Here is a 21,904-nt window from a genome sequence, read left to right as displayed (position 1 = left end):
AATTGATAACATTATTGGCTATTTGGACAGCTTCAATATAGTATTTAACAACTCAGTCGCTCGGGGATACTGAGGGGATTCGCATACTTTCTCGTGTACGAGAAACTTAACATGGCCTTTTAGTTTATTACGCCAACCTTTAAATATTTCACCAGTTGCAAACCAATGTAGTTTAAAGGGGCGCATCATTTCTTTGATAGAGTCACTTTCTTCTTGTTTTCTACGCTGAAGAACAGGCACTAGACCTATACCAGTAATGGCATCTATAAAATCATCTGTGAAGTACTCGCTTTCAATCATCGCATTTACATCGTAAATACTAAATTTAATTGGCCGATCTTTCACTTTATGCAATTTCTTAAGTGGCTGTGCTTTCAACTTGTATCTAAACTCAACTCGCATGACTTCATTTACAGTATTTGGCTTTTTGAAATGAGTGGCCTTAGCATTTTTTGAATAAATAACAGTATGGCTGGACTTCTTGTTATCGCCAATATATATGGTTTCTGTGTTACCACTTCGGCCAAAGTACATTTTACCTTTTTGAGCGCGAACATTATCAAATACGCACTGTTCCGGAGTGACGCCTTCAAAGTCAACGGCCATATCTACGGTCGATACAGTGGCATTTTTCACCTCATCTAAATAATTATCGGCACCAAGTAAAAACTCTGCAATTACGCGAAGAACACACAGAGAGTAGCCAGTGACACGACCTTTTAAGTCAAACCGTATGAATGGTCGATTGCTGATAGGGTTTAAAGAAATAGCAAGTGTGGATTTGGCTTCGCTTCCACTGCTTAGAACTGTACATAGGCTAAGCTTCATGACCATGCTGTAGTTGGCATTGAAAGCAGCCGCACTCATTGTGACTGGGTTCAACTCTGAATATTCTTCAATTAACTTTTTCAAGGATTTAGCCTTATGCATAACATTCTTTTGAAGATGCTCATCACTCACAGGTAGATTTATACATAACCTGTCTGTGATAGCCTTAGCATCAGTAAACTTGGGTAGTAGCGGGCTATCACTATCATTGGCACTGTTTGAACCGTGTTGTTTTATTAAATCTGGCTTAGTTGTATCTTGTACGACTTCTAGTGTGGTTGATTTAAGTTTTTTTACTGACATTGTATATATCCTATTGATGTAAAGTTTAATTGTCTGAATTGGAGGTATCTATCTGATTAATATCACTATTAGACTCATCTTCAAGCTGCTGCTCATAGCTTTCAAACAGGTCTTCTAGTAATAATTCCTGCATGCTTCCTTCTAGTTTTAGGAAGAGAGTTTTGATTTTCTGAACAGTTACTGCTATTTGCTCTTCATTAGCTTGCTCCATTGATTTAGCAGTGTCTGAACAGGGTTTTTTCTTTAAGTTGGGAAAAAGCTCGGATGCTATTTCTTTAATAAGAGTGGATGAAGGTGAGTTGCTGATTTCACTGGCTTTTTTCCATACAAGTAGCTTGTGTTTATCGCTTTTAAGCTTGTTGAGTTCTTCGGTAGCTGTGATGCTCAGCTTTCCAACGAAGCTTCGCCCTTCAAGCCAATACTGCGTAGCTCCTGCTTTTGCTTTTTTATATATTTGCGATGTACCTAAATCTTCTCCCATGTTATCTCTAACGCACTCCTCGTAGCTTTTATACCCAAGTTGCTCTTTCCAGTTAGAGCACTTAATGTCCGTATAAGCTAATAAGGAGTCACTGTTAGCATGCTTAACTAGTTCAAATCGAGCTGCTAGTTTGGTTTTACTGGCTTGTTGATTGTGCTGTTTTAAAGTCATGTTACTTTACCTCGTTTGATTTAAGGTAAAGTCTATAAGTCTTAGGTTTTGAATGGTTGGAAATCCAAAAGAGAAAATGGATTTCCAAAATGGTGAGATTATTTCAATCGATATGTATTCAGGGGATAGTCATCTTCTATCGCGTTTATGGCTGCTTTGATTAGATCTTTAGTGGTATCCTTTTGCATTTTTGAGGTGTCTCGATTTGCACTTTCTTGGATTTCAATTATGAGAGAAGAAAGCTTATCCATATTGATCTTGCCATCGTCTGAGAATGAAGGCTTAAAGGCTTTGGTGGTATACCTTGAGTCAGTTCGAGCAATTTCCAGAAGTACAAAAACTAGGTTAACAACAAGCCTATTAAGTTTGAAAATTTGTTTCTCACTTCTATTTGTGCCGTCAAGCTTGGGTGGAATCCTATGAATTTTATCGGGCACGAGAATATCTGAAACTTTGAACGATGCAGGTGTGTTTAATTGAAATGTTAAGTCGGAAAAGAACCTAATGTCTTTGATTATTTGCTTACTCGAAATAGAGTGTGTAGCCAAATCATCAATTTCACTTTCACCAGTATTTGAATCACTTATGGGGTCGATAAAGTCCAAATCGTCTTGTGTTGATTTAGATTCAGGCTTTAATACTGTTAGAGTTGTATTATCTTCACCATCAATTAAACCAAGACAAGGTCGAAGGTATCCACTTTTAGTAAAGTGAAACTCACTGTTAGAAAGGCTTGGTGATTTAGTAAAGCTTGCAAGTTGAGATTCCTCTAACTCACCCCCTCTAAAGTAGTAATGGCAATAAGGCGACTCCTTTATACATGAAAGGTTAAATTCTAACGAGCTGACACTGAGGTTGAATTCTTTATTTTTATGAGCTAGTAGTACTATATCTGATAAGGTTAACATTAAATAACCAGTCACTTTGCCAGAGCCTATTATTTCGTCACCGTTAACCCAAGTGCCATTGGTGTCGTCAAGATAAACGTAAAAATGAGGTTCTTCCGAGATTTGACTGAGAATGAGAGGGGTTAAGTCAATCTTGTTCTTTTCTAGGACATTTTCAAGCTGTATCAGCATGTACATTTCTTTAATAGTGGTTCATAACTAACAGTTTTACTTAACCTTGAAATATAAAACAAGGCAAAGTAATTAAATTGACTATTCCGTGATAGACAAGGCTTTATAAACAGTGGCCCTAGCACAGCCTAGGGTTTTTGCTATCTGCATTTTATTCATGCCTTCAGAGTGCATCTGTCTGATGCGCTCGTGCAGTTCCTTGTTGATGCCCTTACCTTTGTACTTACCATTAGCTTTAGCAATAGCTATTCCTTCACGCTGGCGCTCAAGTATCATAGATCGCTCGAATTGGTAGATTGCGCCAAGAAGTGTCAGCATCAATTCTTGGGTTGGGTTATTGGTGCCTGCAAAATCAAGGTGTTCCTTATAGAACTTCAAACTAATACCTTGCTCGGTGAATAGGCGGACTAGCCGAAGAAGGTCTTCGGTATTACGTGCCATGCGGCTTATGTCATGGCAGTGAACAACATCCCCCTCTCGAGCATATTCAATTAACTGCTTTAGGGCTGGCCTGCTAGTATCTTTACCACTGCACTTATCAACGAAGGTCTTATGAAGTTTAACGTCGCTTAATTGTCGAGCTGTGTTCTGATCAACTGAGCTAACGCGAATGTATCCGATTTGTTTAGTCATAGTAGAAGTGTCTGTTTTAAGTCTATAACGTTAATACTATCTGGCTGCTATAGATTCCAACAGGGCTTAAAACAGACGGTCTTAGGCGAGAAACTGAACGGCTATTTTGAGTACACTTAAAATGAACACTGGTGAGCTAACCAGTAGCATTTCACTATCCATTTTTAAAAACTGAAAATGATAATGCGCTGACTGCTAGCGGATTAGCTGAAGCCGTGATTTTCGAGTGTACTCATAACGAACACCCTGAATTTAAGTGAATACCAGAAGCTACTCTATCGCAGGCCAGTAGCCAGTTGAAAATCACTAAGGCAAATTATCCTTCTATCCAGAAGGTAATCTGAGTTAGTATTACCCAATTTAGAATTTGTTAAGTAGAAATTTTAGCTGGATTATTGGGAAGTAGATGTCGTATAGGTATTTGGGGAATAAGTCCCGTATAGCAGATTGGATAGTTGAAATTGTCTCTAAAAACCTAAAGCCGGGGGATGTCATCGCAGACTTGATGTGTGGAACAGCTACCATGTCTGAAAGATTTGCAACTTCAGGATATAAAGTTATTGCGGGTGATCAACTGTTATTTCCTGTTCTTCATGCTAAGGCACGGCTTAGTTGCTTAGATGATGATGTTTTCGATAAACCCAGTAATAATGAGTTGGGCTCTTATGTTAATTCGATCCGTATATTGAATGACTTAAAGCCAGTACAAGGTTTTTTCTGGAAAGAATATAGTGATGCTGGTGTTCCAGAGAATGGAGCTAAGCCACGGAAGTACTTTACATCAGGTAACGCCATGAAGATCGACGCGATTCGCGAGCAGTTAAGAAACTGGCGGAGCCAAGGCGTAGATCAAGATATATGTGACCTTCTTCTGCATGACCTAATTTTAGCGTCAAATAAAGTAGCCAATATTGCAGGAACATTTGGTTACTACAAAGCTAACTACTGTAAATCTAGTCTTGCCGATATTACTTTACAGCCCTCTTCATCAAATCAGTACGATGTTGAACATGAAGTCATTCATGGCCCTGTAGAGGAAACTTCTAAAATAGTTAAAGCTGATGCCGTTTACCTTGATCCACCATATACGAAGAGACAATACGCTGGAAATTATCATATACCAGAAACCCTAGCACAAGAGGATGAGCCCGTACCTCAAGGTGAAGGGGGGTTGAGGGATTGGCAAAAGCAAGCATCTGACTTTTGTTATAAGCGAAATGTAAAGAAAGCATTCTATGATGTTATCAGTAATATAGCTGCACCGAATGTATTCATTAGTTATAGTGAGGATGGACAGATACAACACGATGACTTAATTGATATTTTAGGGGATTTTGGTAAAGTTTCTGTAGAAAGCATGCCTTTAGAACGATACAGAAGTAACAGTAAAGTAAAATCTGGAATGGTTGAAGAAAGGCTTTACATATTGGAGAAATAGGTGAGCAATAAGATAAGGGAACTATGGTCGCTTAGACTTAATCCCAGTGATTTTAGAAATATTGAGAGGGTTGAAGGGGATAACCCTAAAAGTGGAAATGGACAACTCTATATTCAGATTCCAAAAGGGTTAGTAACAGATTTACTCACCTTCATAAGAAAAGACTATCCTGAAAATGGTATGGTACATAGCCTAGAGGTGTATGATATTAAAAGTCCCGAATCAGAACCAGAAGTATTGGAGTTCAGGTCTAAATCAATGGGTAGGATGAGGACGTCTAAACAGAATAGACATAGAAATACTCGCCTATCGGCATGGCTGCCGAAAAGAGGTTTTCCGACTCTTGAGCCTTTTGCAAGTATTGAAGATGCTCAAAGAGTGTTAGAAGAATATGGGTGTGTGCACCTATTCCTAGCGAGATTGGAAAGTAGTAAGGTATTTGTTGGTTTTACAAAGGGTCAGCCACCGACTAAGTCTGATGCCTCTCAGCCTTTTTCTGACTTATTGTGGGGTGAGAGTAAAGGTGGATATTGGAGCTCTGGTTCATGAGTATAGATGCTAAGGAAATAATCAGTTTATTGAAGAAGCACAAAAATATCTTGCTTTATGGTCCTCCGGGCACAGGTAAAACTCATATTCTTTCTCAAATTGTTAAAAGCTTTAAGCAAGATTCTTCCACATCCCCGACTCTCGAATTAGGGGACTCTGAAAGTTTATTTGGTTCTGTTGCAAGTGATAGTGATGTTCAAGAAATAAATAACGCGGAAGTGGATTGGGTTACATTCCACCAAAACTACAGCTATCAGGACTTTATTCTAGGTAAAAGGCCAAAACCAGCCGACCAAGGTATGGTGTTAGAACCCTATTTTGGAAAGCTTATGGATAACATTATAATTGCTAAACAACATGACCCAGCTAAAGACTCTGTAATTATTATCGATGAAATAAACAGAGCCAATGTTAGTAAAGTGTTTGGGGAGTTTATTACGTTTTTAGACTCCCAATACAGGGAAACATTGGACGACAAGCCAAATGAAGATGCTATTAGTATCAATTTGGCTGGTATCGAGTATGCGGGTGGAGTTTCAGAGCCGATTAAATCATTGAAGAGCGGGCAGTTCGTTACGGTTTCTGAGGATTGGAAGTTCCCAGAAAATGTATATTTGATAGCAACAATGAACTCGGTTGATAAGGCTGCTATGCCATTAGATGCTGCGATGTTAAGGCGATTCCATCAAATAGAGATAAAGCCCGACGTAGAATTGTTGGCTAAACAGCTTGGTTTTCAACTAGATGATTTAGTAAAGCTAATGGACGAAATCCGTAACGGGCGAAGTTCATTAGATGAATTGACCGCTGCTCATGCTGCAATATTGATACTTGATAAAGTTAACTGGTTCATAGCAAATGAGCTAGGTAGTGACTTTGAAATAGGTCACTCAGTGTTTTGGAATATATCTCGCGAGTCAGAGCAAGGATGGTTGGATTTAATTGATTCTTGGGATAATAAGTTATTACCGCTTCTTAAAAATAGGTTGGTCAGAGCGCAGAGCGTCCTCTCTGCGATACTGAAAATAGAAGAGTCAGAAGTAGTCAAAGCAGCTTTTAACTACAGAACTACATTAAACCCAAATATTCACTCTGACTATACGGCACCTATAGTATGTAAGCCTTTAGCTAGTTTGAAGTCAGAGGAAGCAAAGAGCGTTTTACTTGAGTTGGCTATATAAGTATGACGCTTGTCGAATATGGAGCTCCTATTTCAATTCAGCTTACTGAGAAAGAGGTTGAATCACTTCGTTTAGCATCATCTTCTTGGAGAAAAAAGCTCAGGCTCAAGTATAGCCCACTTTCTATCTCGGGCAATGGTAATAACTCTTACTTAGTTACAGCTAGGGGGGTTGCGGGTTTCATAAGTGTTGGAGATCTTCATCTAGAAATTATTCCCAAATATATTGCCGAGTCTGATTCTGATTCATGGAAAGTATCTATGTGGAGGTTTCTTTCATATGGAAAGGGTTTTAATTTATTCGAACATACCCGAATAGGGTTAAGTAGACAGGACGGCATTGTAGATCTATTAGCTGAATTATTTCTCTCTTCAGTTCAAGGAGTCAACGAAATAGGCTATGCGATTTCATACAAGGAAGTAGAAGTGGTAGGGGGTAATTTGGTTGGTTATCTTAATCCCGAGCGCTACGATACTTTCCTGCCGGTGACTGGCGAGCTGCACTTAATTACAGATGAACTTTCCAATGACAATGATATTAACCAGCTTTTGAAGTGGGCTGGAGCACAACTTGAGGCCAATGTTGAATCTAATGAACTTAGAAAAAGGTTAATGCATTGGTCTGAGGAGCTAAGTCACGTTTCAGATGTTAAGCCTCTGAGAAAAGTTGCAGCACAGAGGTTGAACAACTACTCACACCTAAAGCCTGCGGTAGAAATTTCAGAGTTATTACTTGATGACCTAACTGTTAACTTCTCTCAAGATTTTGCTAATGTGCCAGGCTTTTTGTGGGACTCTGATGCATTGTTTGAACGAGCGATATTCAGATTATTTAAGGAAACTTTGCTTAGTTGTGGTCTAAGAGTAGTAAAACAACACTTAACTCTTGCTTCTGGTGATAATGGGCAAAAACTCATAACAATACCTGACCTATTATTTAAGAATAGTGAGAGAATTGTATTCTTGGGAGATGCAAAATATAAGAATTACAAAGGAAGACCTTCACCTGAAGACTTCTATCAGATCATGGCTGGAGCTGCGCTAGTTGGCCTGGATTGTGCTGCTTTAATTTACCCTGCATCCGGTGGGGAGCTTTTGATTGATGAGTTTACTGTTGCGAGCAACCAAAAGCCCGGTAGGGTATATGCAGTCAAAATTGGAATTAATGCATTTAGTTCCTCAAGCTCTCTATTCAGTTTAAAAAGAGAGCTGAAGCATTGGATTGAAAGTATCCTTTCTAGCTCTTAGTTGCGATCTGTTCACCCAATTAAACTCATATGAGCCTAGCCAATTAGGAATAACTAAAGGCTCTTTTCTACAGTTGAAAAAGAGCCTCCCCCTAGCCAACCAACAGATTTCGTTATACCTCCGTTATCGGCCCCATTAATTACCATTTCAATTCTCGGTTTTGTGAACTCGTAAAATGTTCTAGGCTCCCTCTCAGTTGAAATCCACTTCCGGCCCATTTTGTGACTAACTGCGGCTGTAGTACCGGAGCCTCCATAAATATCGACTACTAAGTCACCCTCATTAGTTGCGATGTGAATTATCCTAGATGCTAATTCTTCTGGTTTTGGTGTTTCAAAAGGAGTCAAATCTGGGAAGAGAGATTTAAGATGTTTTTTGGCAGTGTCAGCTGTCCCAACGTCGGCTCCTGACCACCAAGTGTCGGGTACTAAACCTGGATCGGTTTCCGATAAGAAGCGCTTTAGTCTAGGCATTGAATTGCCTTGACCAAAGTATATCCTATTGTCTGCAACTAGCTCGTTAAATCTTTCTCGGGTGAAACGCCACGCAGTCCCTTTACTCGGACTGACAACCCTTCCCGAAGGGAGGGTTATTTCGTAAAACTGCTCAGCACGCCTGCCTGGTCCGGCTTTAGCCGTTAAATCGCCTGAAGTCCATGGGCCTCTTGGGTCGTTATCCTTATTTTTATATCTTGATGTTTGCTCTTCGGTTGCAGGTAACTTGGAGCGAACAGATTTCCAGATGCTTTTATTTTTTGCATAAACCAGAATATACTCGTGTGTAGTAGATATAGTAGTTCTATTGTCTCGACTTACACTTTTCTGCCAAATGACACTGGCGATGAAATTATTTTTGCCAAAAAGTTTGTCCAACATGAGCCTTGCTGAAATCATTTCAGAGTCATCAATATGCATCCAAAGGCTACCCGAATCATCAAGGCTCTGGTGAAGAGAGCGGCAGTGTCGTTCTAATGTTTCACTCCACTCTATGCTGCATGTATGATCGTTGTAATGGTGGAACTTAGTTTTTCTATTGTAAGGAGGGTCAATTAACACCAACTTTGGCTTAACGTCCAACTTACAAAGGTCTTCAAGGTAGTTATCTGCATCACCTAAAGCTAGAACAGATTTTTGTTGATTCGCTAACTCTAACAAGGACGTCATATTTATATTTACCGCATATACTGTTTTTTTAATCAGTAGATTCTAATCCAATTTTTTTTGAATATAAATGAGTTTCCTTGGATTCCACTGATTATGGCTGGTATTACTTTAAAGATTCACTTGAGAACCTAAAGCTTATGGGGTTTCTGGCAGAGGTTCTTGTAAACGACATGAATCCATCTGATTTTCAATAACTCAGTAGTGTGATAGGGCGGTTCAGTTAACTTATAGGCTGACTCACCTCATTCCTTAGTAACCACTTGATAAATTCAAGTGGTTACTAAAACCAAGCTTCTGTATTACCATCGACTACACCAAGAGCAAGTGCTGGGTGATTGCCGATTGTACTATTTTTACTGTCTAACAGGACCTTTGCAAAGCAATATGTTGAGTGCTTCTGCTAACTGTCTGATTCTGCAATACTATGTTGTAGTGCTTTTAAGTTAGCACCATGGCTATCCAAAATTTCTTCAATCACTAAAAGCGCTTCATTGGGTAAAGCATCGAAAGTCGTTTTCTCATTTTCCAGTTTGATTTTTAATCGCGATACCTCGTTTGCCAGTGCATCTTGTTTAGCAAGTTGGTCTTTATGTTTGGTGTTATATGATTCAAGAGCATCTTTACTCCTTGCTAATCTGCCTTCATGGCTGTCTACTTCTGCTTCTAGGTCTGAATGTGCTCTTTTTATATCATGGGAAGGAATATTTCCGTCTGGATATTTCGAGAGGAACTTATCTAACTTTTGCTGAGCAAGCTGTAAGGTAAATTCGTTTTGATTAACTTCATTTTCCATCTCTTTTTGTTTGCTAATAATGTCTTTGATATTATTAGCAGAACTGAGTAGAGCTTGTTCTTTAGACTCTAATTCTTCAGTGATTTGCATTATATTGTTTTTGGCGATTGCCATTCGCTCAACATAAGCGTTATAAGTATTGTTGATCCGCGCTTTGGTCCTACTTTCCATTTTCTCAGCCACATCATCGCTGTGACTATCGTTAGCGGCAAAGAGCATGTTTTCCCCTTGTTGTGTCACCTGTTGAACATTTGCAAGGTTTTGAATTACGTCACTGCCAGTAGTCACTTTAGTTGCAAGCTTTGCTGCACTGGTAAACAGGTTAGTGCCGATGGTTTTATAGGCTTGTAGCATTTCAGTCGGGTTATTGTCGTAATTTTTTAAGTTCCAGTTGCCAATACGGTCTTTAACAAACACCATACTTGTCTTTCCGTCCCCTTGGGCAAATGCAGTATTTATTTTTGACCAGTTGTTGTCATTAATAAGCCGCTCAATCATTCTTGTTCTACTTTGAATCGGCCAAGTTTTTGTCGTTCTGGGTGTGGCATCTAGCCATTCAAACATATTGAGATAGTCCGTGCCTTCGGAGTCGCGCAAAAATACGCTTGTTGGAAGCAATTCGGCAAAATCTACGCCTTTTTCTTGTTTGATAATTGCATCGGCGCGGGCGATTAGCTCATTCCCTAGCTCAGCTACAGTAACCGCTGTTCGAGCAATCGCTATACGAGTACGTTTATTGTTGGGTAATATGGCGACTTGAGTTGTAGCCCAATGCTCTGCGCCTTCTGTCATTAGTTTCCCTACATTTGCAATTTGTGAGAGGCAGGTTAATGAATCGGGTGTTAAATTGCCATCTCCTGATTCATCGTCAAGTAGTATAGCTCTACAATCAGCTACTCGTGATTGAGCAATATAGTTCAGTACATTCAGTACATTGAATTTAACATCAGCAAGTTGCGGGCAAACGTGATGGAGTGCATCATCATTATTGGTCGGGATTGAAACCATCTCTTGGCGCCAAGATTTCTTCCCTAGAGAGAGAGTTGTGTAGTCCTTTATCGGAAATATTTCAGGATATAACCTTTTAATTTGTTTAGGAAATACAATGTTCATATCGACATGATTTAAGTGTTCCTTAATTTCGCTGAGTGACTGATCTAGCAAAGTAAGATTGCTATTTACTTCAGAGGAGCACTGAGAAAGGAGGTATGAGCCACCTTCTTCCGTTTTACCTTGTGAACCTTCTCCTACTTCACCTTGTGAACCTTCTCCTGCTTCACCTTGTGAACCTTCTCCTGCTTCACCTTGCGAACCTTCTCCTGCTTCACCTTGTGAACCTTCTTCTTCTTCATCTTGTGACTTTTTCTTCTTTGAGCCAAAGCAACCAAGCCGGCACTCGCTAACATGTATTGCCCGAGTTAGGTTGGCGAGGACATGAGCAGTAATATTGACTGTACCAATGAGTTCAGCCTTTTGTACTTCAATACTCTTACTCAGTGGACCATTATAAACCTCGACTTCAATGCGCATGGAAGCGTCTGCAAGTGCTGTCGATAGGAATATGCAATAGGAGAGCGCACCGATAATCCAATTTTTCATAAGTTCACTCCTTTAACAATCATCATTATTAGTTGCTGCGGCTGTTTCGTGCGTGGCGAATTTGCTGTTTACTTGTTTTATTAATTGACACAGGGCTTGTCCTTTCTTATCTGAGCTCGTTGTCGTAACGCTACTTTTGTTATTAATGAGTGCTTGCTGTGCTTGGGTTAACCTCAGTTCAGCCTGCACCAAGGGGAGTAAGTTTGGCTTGTTTGCTTGGTGAGCATCTAATACTTGCTTTGAAAGCTCTTTCAGTACACCAGTGATGGGAGAATTGTCTGAATACATAGCCATAACAAGACGCTCATCTTGATCAAATGTTCGCCAGCCTTCCGGCCCTAAAATCTGGAATCCAGTCCGTTTATTGACTTGAGAGCAGTTTATCGCGTTATCGGAATCATTAAGGGCCACCTGTGCCGAGGTTGTAGATGTGCCAGTCGCGATTGCCAACTTCGCATTCATTGCTTTTTGTAGTGTATCTAGAGTTGTGCCAAACTTGCTGGTGTTGTCGTAGTAAGCTTGTTGTACAGCACTATTAATTAGAAGGTTGGACTGATTTAACAACGCTTGGTTTAGATTTGATTTATTTAATTCTGTGAATATGTTAAGGGGCGATATCTGAGCACTAAAATCAAACGATTTTGGCACATTTTTTAAATTATTCTCTAAATCTGTAGTGAAAGAAAAAATCTTATGTACTTGCGAGAAAAGCTGCTTTCTTAGCATTGCCTTGTCTTCTGTGGTCAGCGACTTGAATGTACCATCATCTTGCTTTAGGCTAGTTTTCTGAATAGTATAAACATTATCAAATTTATCTTTTAAAGAGTTAATAGATATATTTTTATTATTGAGTTCTCCTATGTAATGTTTTGCTAACAAATCAATGGCACGGTATAAGCTGCCATTTTTATTGATTTGTAAAGACTCCAGTTCACTTACATCTTTAATGCTTTTGTATTTTTCACTCAACTTTGCAATAAAGTGTGCTTTTTTGTTGTCTTTAACAGGGAAATCTATAACGTTATTTAATCTAGTAGTAAATGTCTGCCATTTGCTTTTGTCATTGCTTATCGCATCATTAGGTAAGGTTAATAACTCTCTATCTATGCCGCTCTTTAGTTCTTCGATAATGGTTTCTAATAACCACTCTTTACTTTTATCATTGAATTGCTGCGCTAGTTTATTATGATTGCTTTTTAGTAATTCATTCTGTTTATTTTTTAGCGCGTTGACGACATGACGTTGTACGTCGGTATTAATACTATTGAGTGTGTTATTTTGATAGTTGCTAAAGGCTTGGTTCAGATCTGTGACTAAGTTGCTACTCACTCCATTGTTAGAAATTACGGCTGTAAGTGAAGCTGTTAAGGCCTTGTTGTGGTAGGTTGTCTTTGTGTTTTCTTTCTCGAGCGCTAAGAGTTCGGCTTTGAGCTGATTGTATTCCAACCAGGCTTGGGCTGCTGTAGCTTGGTTTTGTGTCTCCTCTGCTGAAACATATCTGTGTCTACCAATATTTTTGTCATAGGCTACAGTTGCACCAAGCGGATCCAGCTCCCAACTTTTGAGAATACCAGATTCAAACTTTACGGCATTAAATGTTGTATTGGATTTTCCTGTCATTTTAAAGCGGTACAAGCCGCTGGTTTTAGGATAAGTTCTTTTTTCCTCTAAGTGTTTGCTGTAGCAATAGTCAAAAACCCTAAAATAATATGTGGTTCTAAATGCAACGTCTTTATCTTGGTATCTCGGATCTTCCCCTGTCCTAACATGGTGCTGAGATGTGATACCACAACTTGATAGCAACACGATACTTAAAATATTGACGAAATGCCTTTTATTATTTGCACTTGTAAGTTTCATAGTCTTGCCTATAGCCAGCTCTGCATTTTAATAAAGCCTTAATGCTTTTCTTAATTCTATTAGGTGGAAATTGCTAATTTCAGAATGTTGCCAATATTCCGAGTGGGTAAATCCATTCTTTACTTGTGTATAATCTAAGCAGACCTCTTTAATGGGAGATTTAAATAGGTTTTGGGGTGGGTCAATAATTAGATTTGTTAAGTCTGTGTGTTGATAGCTGAAGTTTTTACTAACAGGCCCTGAAATAAAGTCACCATAAATCATGTAGTAATGTGGCATGAAAATATTTGTCCAGCGAACACTCGAAAAAACCGCACCATGATGGAGGTAAGCACTGTCGTTTATATAGTAATACCAATGTTCTTTTTCTGGGACTGGGGGCGAGGTTGGAGATTCACGGTCTAGCTTTCTTTTATTAAATTCAAGCTTATCTTCATACAATAAAATATCTGTGTAGGTTAATGGGCTACCCAGAGTAATGAAGTCTGAAATAAGCCAATTATGGTTTTTATCTTTTTCGCGTAGTTCGCAAAATAATTCGTATTGTAAGCTGTGATAGGCATTTTGATCGAAATCTTCAGTGCCGCAATTTATTGCTAACTTTTCCAGTTGATGGATTAATTCTAGCGCATGAGGTGAGAGGGGAGTCGTGTGGGTATGCTCGCCGTCTGTATGGGGAAACTTATTATGTCGTGCCCACAAGTGATTAAGAATATCATACGCGATGATAGAGCCGAGGCTGTGTCCCACCAATACAATGCGGTCATATTCACCACTTTGATGGATCTTTTCTAGCAGCTCTATGCCTCCTTGTCGAATTGCTTGTCGTATCTGTATATTTGCAGGCTCTGCACGAACATATCTGGCAACATCACCAAAATATCTGAGCATAAAACGGCTTAAGTTAAAAAGCAAAATGAGAAAGCCTACTTCTGCGACCACCGCCAATGACGTTACAACGATAGGAATGTTCTCTACTTCGTAGTTTATTCCGTAAATTAAGTAGTCGCCCAGTAACCAAATAACGACAGGCAGTGAAATAAGAATAAACCACAGCGGTTGCAAGGTATTGGGGTGATCTTTATAGCGCCAAGGCCAGCAATATAGTAGTGTTTTTAGCCACCCTATAAAATGTTCCCATTTGGTATTATTTGTATGATGGGCCCAATAGTATTCATAGAAATCAGTGCGTTGAACTTTATTATTAGCTTCGGTCTCAGGACTATTAGTGGTGAGCTTTCGTTGTTCTAAAGATTCAGAAACACTACTTGGTTTATTCCAAAAGTGTGGACTCTTGATCTTGGGATCTTTTTTCCAAATATTGTTTACAAAAGCTCTTATTGTTGTCATTGGGCGTTGTTCACCCATGCCATGAATCACGACAACAGCTTGCTTTTTATTCGTAGTTTCGAACGCGGAATTAGTTGCTGTGTTGATTGTCATTGCTCCATCCATTGATGCAAGCAACACCTTATCTACTGGCTATTAGTAAATACTGCAAAATGTTGTAATTTTGTGTAAATTAAAAGTATATACTGGGTTCCTTTTATGTCAATAATTTGATTGTTTCATATAATTTAAAGAGATACCGGATATTCGAAACGATCCCTACCTTCAGTCTAGATTGCCTTTTTTAGAATAAATGAAAATAAAATATAAAAAGTTTTGGTCACACGAACATGTGCTCAAGGAGCAAAGCTTACATCTGTAACTCTTTTGATGCAGCACATAAGCAACTCGGATTTTTGTAACTAAACTTACATAAACCCAAGGGGAATTACCCCGTGCAAAGAAATAGAGTAAAAGCGATGGCAACAATTACCTTCCATGGGGCTGCGCAAGAAGTTACAGGGTCTTGCCACCTTATTAGCTCGCCTTCATTAGGTGATGTACTACTTGATTGCGGTATGCATCAAGGGATGAGAGCAAAGCATCTTATCTCGCGTGAGCAATTTGAATTTAATCCAAATAGTATTGATATGGTTATTCTCTCCCATGCGCACTTGGACCATTCGGGTAGGCTGCCTTGCTTATTACATGATGGCTTTACAGGCCCAATCTATTGCACAGAGGCGACGTCGCAATTGTTGCCCATTATGCTATTTGATGCGTTAAGTTTATACGAAAATGATTTGCGTAGAGAAAACAGAAAGCGTGCACGTAAGGGGCTCGATGATATTCCCGCACAGTACACCAAAGAAGATGTACTGGATGTATTGGACTGTCTCAAGCCTATTGCTTATCAGCAAGAAGTAAAAATTGCAAAAGGCGCGAGTGTGCGCTTTCACGATGCTGGGCACATTCTTGGCTCGGCAATCACAGAGCTAACCTTTGATGAGCAAGGGAAACAGAAAAAGGTGGTTTTTTCGGGTGATCTTGGTAACAAAGATACACTGTTGATGAATGATCCTGCGTTGCTAGAACAAGCTGATATTGTATTAATGGAAGGTACCTATGGGGACCGTGAACATAAGTCTTTAGGTGATACACAAACCCAACTAAAAGGCATTTTGGACGATGCGTTTGCACGGGGTGGTAATGTGATGATCCCCGCGTTTGCAGTGGGCAGAGCACAGGAGCTATTGCTTTACCTAGGTAAGTTACAGCATGCCGGTGAGCTTGATAATTGGCAAGTTTTTCTCGATAGTCCAATGGCTATTGAGGTCACTGAGGTATACGACCAGTGGCTCCCGACTTTGGATTGTGAAGGCGTTAAAAAACTTCATACCGGAGAGCAAAGCTTACTCAAAAATTTCTTATCTACATTGCATTTGATGGTCGATGCCGAAGACTCAATGGCAATTAACAAAATAAGCAGCGGGGCATTAATCATCGCGGGTAGTGGAATGTGCACCGGTGGGCGGATCACTCATCATTTTAAACATCGCATTTGGGATAGTCGCAATACCATTATCTTTGTTGGATATCAGGCCAACGGCACCTTAGGAAGGATATTGGTTGACGGTGCCCAACACGTCAAATTATTTGGCGATGATATTATAGTGAAAGCAAACATCGAAACATTAAACGGCTTCTCAGCACATGCCGGGCAAGCGGCATTGATTGAATGGGTTAGTCATTTTAAAAGTTGCCCTAAAGTGATACTTGTTCACGGTGAACCCGACGCATTGGAAGGACTAGCAGAAGCGCTTAAGCTGCAACATAACATTCAGGCTGAAATTCCCGTATTGGGGGAAACAATAGAGTTTTAGCGGCTATCTGCTAAGAATAGTTATATAATACCAATTAGTCTTAATACTTGCTCAATTTGAAGGAGCAAATCTGACGCTAACTGCGTTAAAAATTTCGTATTTAGAGCAACTAAATAGCAAAATTTTTGCCTTGCCTACACGGATGTAGGTACCTTGGCGATAGCAGGGTGCGGTAGCGGTGTTATCGACAAGATTCTCTCGCCTCAAAATAGAGCACTTAATTAAGCTAATTGGTCTAACGACACAATAATAACTGATAGCAAATAGTAGTATGTGTCATTGTAGTGCCAACTAATGAGATTTTGAGCGTGAAACTTTGCTTTATATTATATTTATTCAGTGTGTTAGCTTGTACTCTTGGTAGTGTAAAAACGCACGCGTCAGATAAGCCATTAGCACCTTATCAGGTGTGTAGTCTAACGCTGGCCCCTCAAACAATGCTTAATACTGACGGCGAACCGGATGGCTATGCGGTAAAGGTGTTGCAAGCATTAGCTCAGCGACTTGATTGGCCGATAAAGATTGAATATTTTCCGTGGCCCAGAGTGGCACACATGGCGCAAAAAGGGCTGTGTGATATTGTCTTGACGGTACTTATGCGGCGAGATTACGCAAGTTATATGGTTTTTCCAAATCAGCCCATCCTAGATCAAAAAAACGTGATCATAGTCAGAAAAGACAGCACCATCACATTTGACGGAAACATAGCCATGTTTTTGCGTCAACATACAGTCTCAATGTACCGAGACAAAGCGATCGATGACGAGTTTCAGCGTACACGTCAACACTTAGCCAAGCATATTCAATTAACCAATACGTCCCAAAGTAGTTTGCAAATGTTGCTATTAGGGCGGGTTGATGCTGTATTTGAAAATGATTTAACTGCAATTATGGAGTTAAAAGCCCTAGGGGCGCTTGACCAAGTTAAGCTATTACAACCACCGCTGAATGTAACTCCTGCCTATATCACGTTACCTAAGTTAGGGCGGTTGGCCGAACGAGCAAATGAGTTTGATGCCGCGATGCTCTCTTTTAAACAAACAGCAGCATTTAAACAAATACAGCAACAATACCTTGCCGTGGAAAGAGAATGATCGTGCTCTGTGCCTCATTATTCCGCTGTTCACCGAAATCCCCTGATGTATTCGTCAAATTCACTATTTATTTATCTTTTTCACTATTTTGTTTTTATGTAGGCTTAACTGGAAGCAATGGTTTTTAATTAAGTTATTGAAGTTAAAGTGTATTTTTTTTTGGCATAAGACTTGAAAATAACTAACCATCTCTTAATGTAAATGAAAGATGGAACAATCATGTACAAGAACAACAAGGTCTTATTATCAACCATTTTATGGTTTGGCACGCTACTGTGGTCGGCCTTATTCTCTTCATTAGTTAAAGCAGAATCGGTCGATAAGCTCATTAAAGTGTTAATGAAAGAAAGACACATTCCCGGATTACAGTTAGCTGTAGTTAAAGACGATAAAATCGTTAAGCAAGGAAGTTACGGTTTTGCAGATTTACAGCATCAAGTGCCTGTGACCGAGCAGACGTTGTTTCCGATTAATTCGATGACAAAAGCATTCACCGGTGTTGCTATTGTGCAGTTAGCTGAGCAAGGATACCTGCACATAGACGATGAAATTGGCAAACACTTACCTAATTTACCAGAGGCTTGGCAGCAACTCAAAATTAATCAATTAATGGCTCATACCACTGGACTGCCGCCGATCCTCGCATCAAATTATGCCCTAGAAACCATAGTACCAAACGATGCGGAGGCCTCATGGCAAGCCGTGCAAAAGCAACCGCTCCAGTTTACACCTAACTCACGCTTTAGTTATAACCAAACGGGCTATGTGATTTTGGGTAAAATCATTGATAAATACATGCCTGAAGGTTTTCCTGCTTTTATCACTAAGATGCAGTTAACTCGAGCCAATATGACCCAAACGGCGCAAGCAGGGTTTGACTATCTTGAACGCATGGTGCCAAATCAAGCTCGTCAGTATATTCATTTAGGCGAAGGTAACTATAAGAACTTTTACGGTGAATTCCCTTATATTCTAAGACCAGCAGCGGGCATGAGTTCAACGGCAACGGAGCTAGCTAATTACCTTATATCGCTACAACAAGGAGAACTGGTTAAAGAGCTGGACATGCTATGGACGCCAGTAAAGCTTAACAATGGCCGTACTGAAGCCTTTAACAACAAAGAAAACGGCTATGCTATGGGCTGGCAAGTGATCCAACGTAAATATCACCCAGCAATTAGCGCAAGTGGTGGGAATGCGACTACAGTGATCACTTACCCTGAAGACAAGCTTTCTGTGATTGTACTCACCAACCTTTTAGGCGGGTTACCCATTGAGTTTGTTGATGACATTGCCGCGTATTATATTCCAGGTTTTAATGAGGCAAGTAAGCAAAAGGCCTATCAGCCGATGGCATACTTATCGCAGCTCACCGATGAGCGAGGCTTTAGCAACTTTGCCACTACGTTTGCACAAGCACAGCAAGATACCGGTGTAATGTACGACCTAGAGATTTTAGTGGAGTGGGGTAATAAGTTAGTTAAAACCGGTCAAGTGAATGAGGGCATTGCAGTGTTTAAATTCGCTTTGACGCAAAATAACGAGCAGCCTTATTACCATCACAGCATCGCGGAAGCGTATGAGTTAAACAAGCAATATGCGCAAGCTCTGGCGCACTATCAGCAACTACTTGCAATAAACCCAAACAGTCAACTCGCAAAAAACAAAGTGGCAGAAGTAAAAGAGTATTTGTAAACTACGCTGAGACCAGCAGAGCAAGTAAATTAAAAGCCGCAAGTTCAATTGCTTGCGGCTTTTTAGTGTTTAATCTGAGGTTTGGATAAGAAATGAGCTAATTTATTGTTTTTAAAATCACATTAAATTACTTCCCTATCTAGCCAGAGAGTTTTAGGGATAACTCCGCCCTCGCGTCCTGCCACCTCCCTGGTACCTGCATCCTTGTTGGCAAGGCGAATTTACGCACCAATAGCCGGCTATTGGAAGTGGATTCAATACAGTTGGCGCTAAAATGAGCTGCTAGAAAAGCATTAATTGTCCGAAGCTCTGGCTATTTACTAATGGCAATAAATCGCTGTCTATACTTAACGAAGTATTAGAAGCTGCGGTATACTACGCAATCACCTATTTGAGCTATGTACTGCTATAGACATAACGAGTACAGGTCATTGATAGTAATCCTGATAGAGAAAGTCATACCATGAGCCAACAACCTACTCCACCCTTTGAGCCACAAACACCGAATCACTGTGTTGATGCCTTTCGCCGCTTTAGCGTTGCACCGATGCTGGATTGGACGGATCGTCATTGCAGGACCTTTCACCGTAAGCTGACTAAACATGCGGTGCTTTATACTGAAATGATCACCACAGGTGCGATTATTTTTGGCAAAGGGGATTATTTGGCGTTTGGTGCGCATGAGTTGCCGGTGGCGTTGCAATTGGGTGGTTCTGATCCTAAAGCGTTGGCTGAGTGTGCTAAGCGCGCTGAGGAATATGGTTATAGTGAAGTAAACCTGAATGTGGGCTGTCCGTCAGACCGTGTACAAAATGGTCGCTTTGGTGCATGTTTAATGGCTGAGCCGCAGTTAGTCGCTGATTGTGTGGCGGCGATGAAGGCGCAAGTGAATATTCCGGTAACAGTAAAAACGCGTATTGGTATCGATGAGCAAGATTCTTATGAGTTTCTTACAGCGTTGATTGAAGCCTCAAAAGCGGTGGGGTGTGATGACTTTATCATTCATGCTCGTAAAGCGTGGCTGCAAGGTTTAAGCCCGAAGGAAAACCGTGAGGTTCCACCGCTTGATTATCCTCGTGTATATCAATTGAAAAAAGATTATCCCGATCTACATATTAGTATTAACGGTGGGGTAAAAACCCTTGAGGAATGTCAGCATCATTTGGCCCACTTAGATGGAGTAATGGTTGGCCGCGAAGCCTACAGCAATCCGTTTATGTTGTCGCGGGTTGATGAGCTGCTCTATGGTGAAGCTGCGTTTACGCAAACTCGCCACCAGGTGGTAAGAAGCATGTATGACTATTTCGAAAGCGAAATGTCGAATGGCGCTAACTTCTGGCATATTGCGCGTCATATGTTGGGGATTTTTCAAAATCAGCCAGGTGCCCGTGGTTTCCGTCGTCACTTATCAGAAAATGGTCACAAAAAAGAGGCCGGGATTGAGGTGATGGAAAAGGCACTGTCTTTTGTACCCGAAGTATAAAATGGATTAGCCCAATTCCATGTGTGAAAAAGACGATTTTATCGTCTTTTTCACTATTTTATGTATCCCAATGATCCCCTTTCTTCTTTTTAAAAATCCTAACCTAATGATTTAACTTTATTTTTATTTTTGGCACGGCTCTTGGAATAGTCTAACTATATTATAAAAGGAGCCGAACAATGACCATCATCAACAGAATTGAAGATCTTATCAAAGCAGAGCTAAACGCATTGTTAGACAAAGCCGAAGATCCACAAAAAATGGCAACTCAGTTAGTTCGTGACTTAGAAGAAGCGCTATCTGATTGTCGTGCGACCGCAGCAGAGTTTATTTGTCAGCAAAAAGTAGCACAGCGCCAAGTTGACCAAGCAAATAAATCGGCAGCTTCATGGCAAAGCAAAGCTGAGCATGCCCTTGAAAAAGGTCGTGAAGATCTAGCTCGTTCAGCGCTTGAGCAAAAACAGCGAGAAATCGAGAAGGCGCAAGCGGCACAGCAAAAAGTGGATGACGTAGCACCAGCACTTGAAAAGCTCAGTGCAGATGCAGATAAGTTGCAAAGCAAAATTCAGCAGTTAAAAGCCAAAGAGAAAGCCATGCTACGCCGCTTAGAAGCAGGTAACGCTAGGCTACATATCAAACAAACGTTGAGCAGCGATGAAATGCAGTCAGCAACACGAAAGTTTGATGAGTTAGAGCGCAAAGTGTCACGTCTTGAAGCTGAGGTTGAATCATACGATTTGGGGCAGCCCGATGTATGGCAGCGCTTTGACGATGAGCAAAAGCAGCAGCAGATCGACGACGAATTAGCACAGTTGAAGCAAAAAATGGCGAGCTAAGCTCGCCCACTAAACCAACTGAGCACGCAAGGCAAAAGGGGATCAAGATGAAAAGTAGATATCAATCAACACTGTCTCAAATGAATAGTTCAAAGAAAATCGGTGGCGTTTGTGCGCGATTAGCTCAGCGCTTCGATATGCCAATTTGGCTAACGCGTTTACTAACCGTATTACTGTTTTTTAAGTTCCCAATGTTTGTGATGCTGGCTTATGGCGTAGCGTGGTTTGCGATGCCAAAAGCTAACATACAACACTAAGT

Annotated in this window: 18 protein-coding genes; 10 read left to right on the top strand and 8 right to left on the bottom strand. The window is 40.3% G+C overall.

From position 1 onward, the window contains the following. Positions 1 to 18: 18 nt before the first annotated feature. The 4 genes from CEX98_RS16645 to CEX98_RS16630 form a co-directional block, all read right to left on the bottom strand. A complete protein-coding gene (locus CEX98_RS16645) occupies positions 19 to 1,131 on the bottom strand; it encodes a hypothetical protein (RefSeq protein WP_099643150.1) in 1,113 nt (370 codons plus the stop codon). Positions 1,132 to 1,156: 25 nt separating this feature from the next. Then, positions 1,157 to 1,612, bottom strand: a complete 456-nt coding sequence (locus CEX98_RS16640; protein WP_143484352.1) for a hypothetical protein — start codon at positions 1,610 to 1,612, stop codon at positions 1,157 to 1,159. Positions 1,613 to 1,881: 269 nt separating this feature from the next. After that, the gene (locus CEX98_RS16635; protein ID WP_099643148.1) at positions 1,882 to 2,862 is read right to left on the bottom strand and encodes a hypothetical protein; all 981 of its coding nucleotides are present in this window, start codon (positions 2,860 to 2,862) and stop codon (positions 1,882 to 1,884) included. 81 nt (positions 2,863 to 2,943) lie between these two features. Beyond that, positions 2,944 to 3,495 carry a recombinase family protein gene (locus CEX98_RS16630; protein ID WP_099643147.1) on the bottom strand — a complete coding sequence of 184 codons (552 nt, stop codon included), beginning with the start codon at positions 3,493 to 3,495 and terminating at the stop codon, positions 2,944 to 2,946. Between the two features lie 406 nt (positions 3,496 to 3,901). Here CEX98_RS16630 and CEX98_RS16625 point away from each other — a divergent pair, with 406 nt between their 5' ends. From CEX98_RS16625 to CEX98_RS16610, 4 genes are read left to right on the top strand one after another with little or no spacing between them, the layout of a single operon-like run. Beyond that, on the top strand, positions 3,902 to 4,933 hold the full coding sequence (locus CEX98_RS16625; protein ID WP_099643146.1) for a DNA adenine methylase: 1,032 nt from the start codon (positions 3,902 to 3,904) through the stop codon (positions 4,931 to 4,933). Further along, a complete protein-coding gene (locus CEX98_RS16620) occupies positions 4,934 to 5,482 on the top strand; it encodes a hypothetical protein (protein WP_099643145.1) in 549 nt (182 codons plus the stop codon). Continuing rightward, positions 5,479 to 6,663: an AAA family ATPase gene (locus CEX98_RS16615; RefSeq protein ID WP_099643144.1), complete on the top strand. Its 1,185-nt coding sequence runs from the start codon at positions 5,479 to 5,481 to the stop codon at positions 6,661 to 6,663. Before CEX98_RS16620 ends, CEX98_RS16615 begins: the two co-directional genes overlap by 4 nt. A 2-nt stretch (positions 6,664 to 6,665) precedes the next feature. After that, complete coding sequence (locus CEX98_RS16610) at positions 6,666 to 7,910, top strand: 5-methylcytosine restriction system specificity protein McrC (RefSeq protein ID WP_099643143.1); 1,245 nt, start codon at positions 6,666 to 6,668, stop codon at positions 7,908 to 7,910. Between the two features lie 53 nt (positions 7,911 to 7,963). Here CEX98_RS16610 and CEX98_RS16605 read toward each other — a convergent pair whose 3' ends face one another. The 4 genes from CEX98_RS16605 to CEX98_RS16590 form a co-directional block, all read right to left on the bottom strand. Next, a complete protein-coding gene (locus CEX98_RS16605) occupies positions 7,964 to 9,073 on the bottom strand; it encodes a site-specific DNA-methyltransferase (RefSeq protein WP_099643142.1) in 1,110 nt (369 codons plus the stop codon). A gap of 400 nt (positions 9,074 to 9,473) precedes the next feature. Continuing rightward, entirely contained in the window at positions 9,474 to 11,465 is a 1,992-nt protein-coding gene (locus tag CEX98_RS16600; protein ID WP_099643141.1) for a hypothetical protein, read from the bottom strand. Positions 11,466 to 11,477: 12 nt separating this feature from the next. Further along, on the bottom strand, positions 11,478 to 13,325 hold the full coding sequence (locus CEX98_RS16595) for a hypothetical protein (protein WP_099643140.1): 1,848 nt from the start codon (positions 13,323 to 13,325) through the stop codon (positions 11,478 to 11,480). A 27-nt stretch (positions 13,326 to 13,352) separates the two neighbouring features. After that, on the bottom strand, positions 13,353 to 14,768 hold the full coding sequence (locus CEX98_RS16590; RefSeq protein WP_143484351.1) for a hypothetical protein: 1,416 nt from the start codon (positions 14,766 to 14,768) through the stop codon (positions 13,353 to 13,355). A 341-nt stretch (positions 14,769 to 15,109) separates the two neighbouring features. On the opposite strand from CEX98_RS16590, the gene CEX98_RS16585 reads away from it, so the two are divergent. From CEX98_RS16585 to CEX98_RS16560, 6 genes are all read left to right on the top strand, one after another. Beyond that, complete coding sequence (locus CEX98_RS16585; protein WP_242441739.1) at positions 15,110 to 16,537, top strand: MBL fold metallo-hydrolase RNA specificity domain-containing protein; 1,428 nt, start codon at positions 15,110 to 15,112, stop codon at positions 16,535 to 16,537. A gap of 308 nt (positions 16,538 to 16,845) precedes the next feature. Then, positions 16,846 to 17,631 (top strand): substrate-binding periplasmic protein, encoded by a 786-nt coding sequence (locus CEX98_RS16580; RefSeq protein WP_242441738.1) that lies wholly within the window; start codon positions 16,846 to 16,848, stop codon positions 17,629 to 17,631. 219 nt (positions 17,632 to 17,850) lie between these two features. Next, positions 17,851 to 19,326: a serine hydrolase gene (locus CEX98_RS16575; RefSeq protein WP_099643137.1), complete on the top strand. Its 1,476-nt coding sequence runs from the start codon at positions 17,851 to 17,853 to the stop codon at positions 19,324 to 19,326. Between the two features lie 463 nt (positions 19,327 to 19,789). Continuing rightward, complete coding sequence (dusA, locus tag CEX98_RS16570; protein WP_099643136.1) at positions 19,790 to 20,809, top strand: tRNA dihydrouridine(20/20a) synthase DusA; 1,020 nt, start codon at positions 19,790 to 19,792, stop codon at positions 20,807 to 20,809. A gap of 179 nt (positions 20,810 to 20,988) precedes the next feature. Then, the gene (locus CEX98_RS16565; RefSeq protein ID WP_099643135.1) at positions 20,989 to 21,645 is read left to right on the top strand and encodes a PspA/IM30 family protein; all 657 of its coding nucleotides are present in this window, start codon (positions 20,989 to 20,991) and stop codon (positions 21,643 to 21,645) included. Between the two features lie 47 nt (positions 21,646 to 21,692). Continuing rightward, positions 21,693 to 21,902: a PspC domain-containing protein gene (locus CEX98_RS16560; RefSeq protein WP_099643134.1), complete on the top strand. Its 210-nt coding sequence runs from the start codon at positions 21,693 to 21,695 to the stop codon at positions 21,900 to 21,902. The last annotated feature ends 2 nt before the right edge of the window (positions 21,903 to 21,904 follow it).

This window comes from Pseudoalteromonas piscicida, assembly GCF_002744175.1.
GTDB classification, from domain to species: Bacteria; Pseudomonadota; Gammaproteobacteria; order Enterobacterales; family Alteromonadaceae; genus Pseudoalteromonas; species Pseudoalteromonas piscicida_B.
This window is presented reverse-complemented; position numbering and strand designations above follow the sequence as displayed.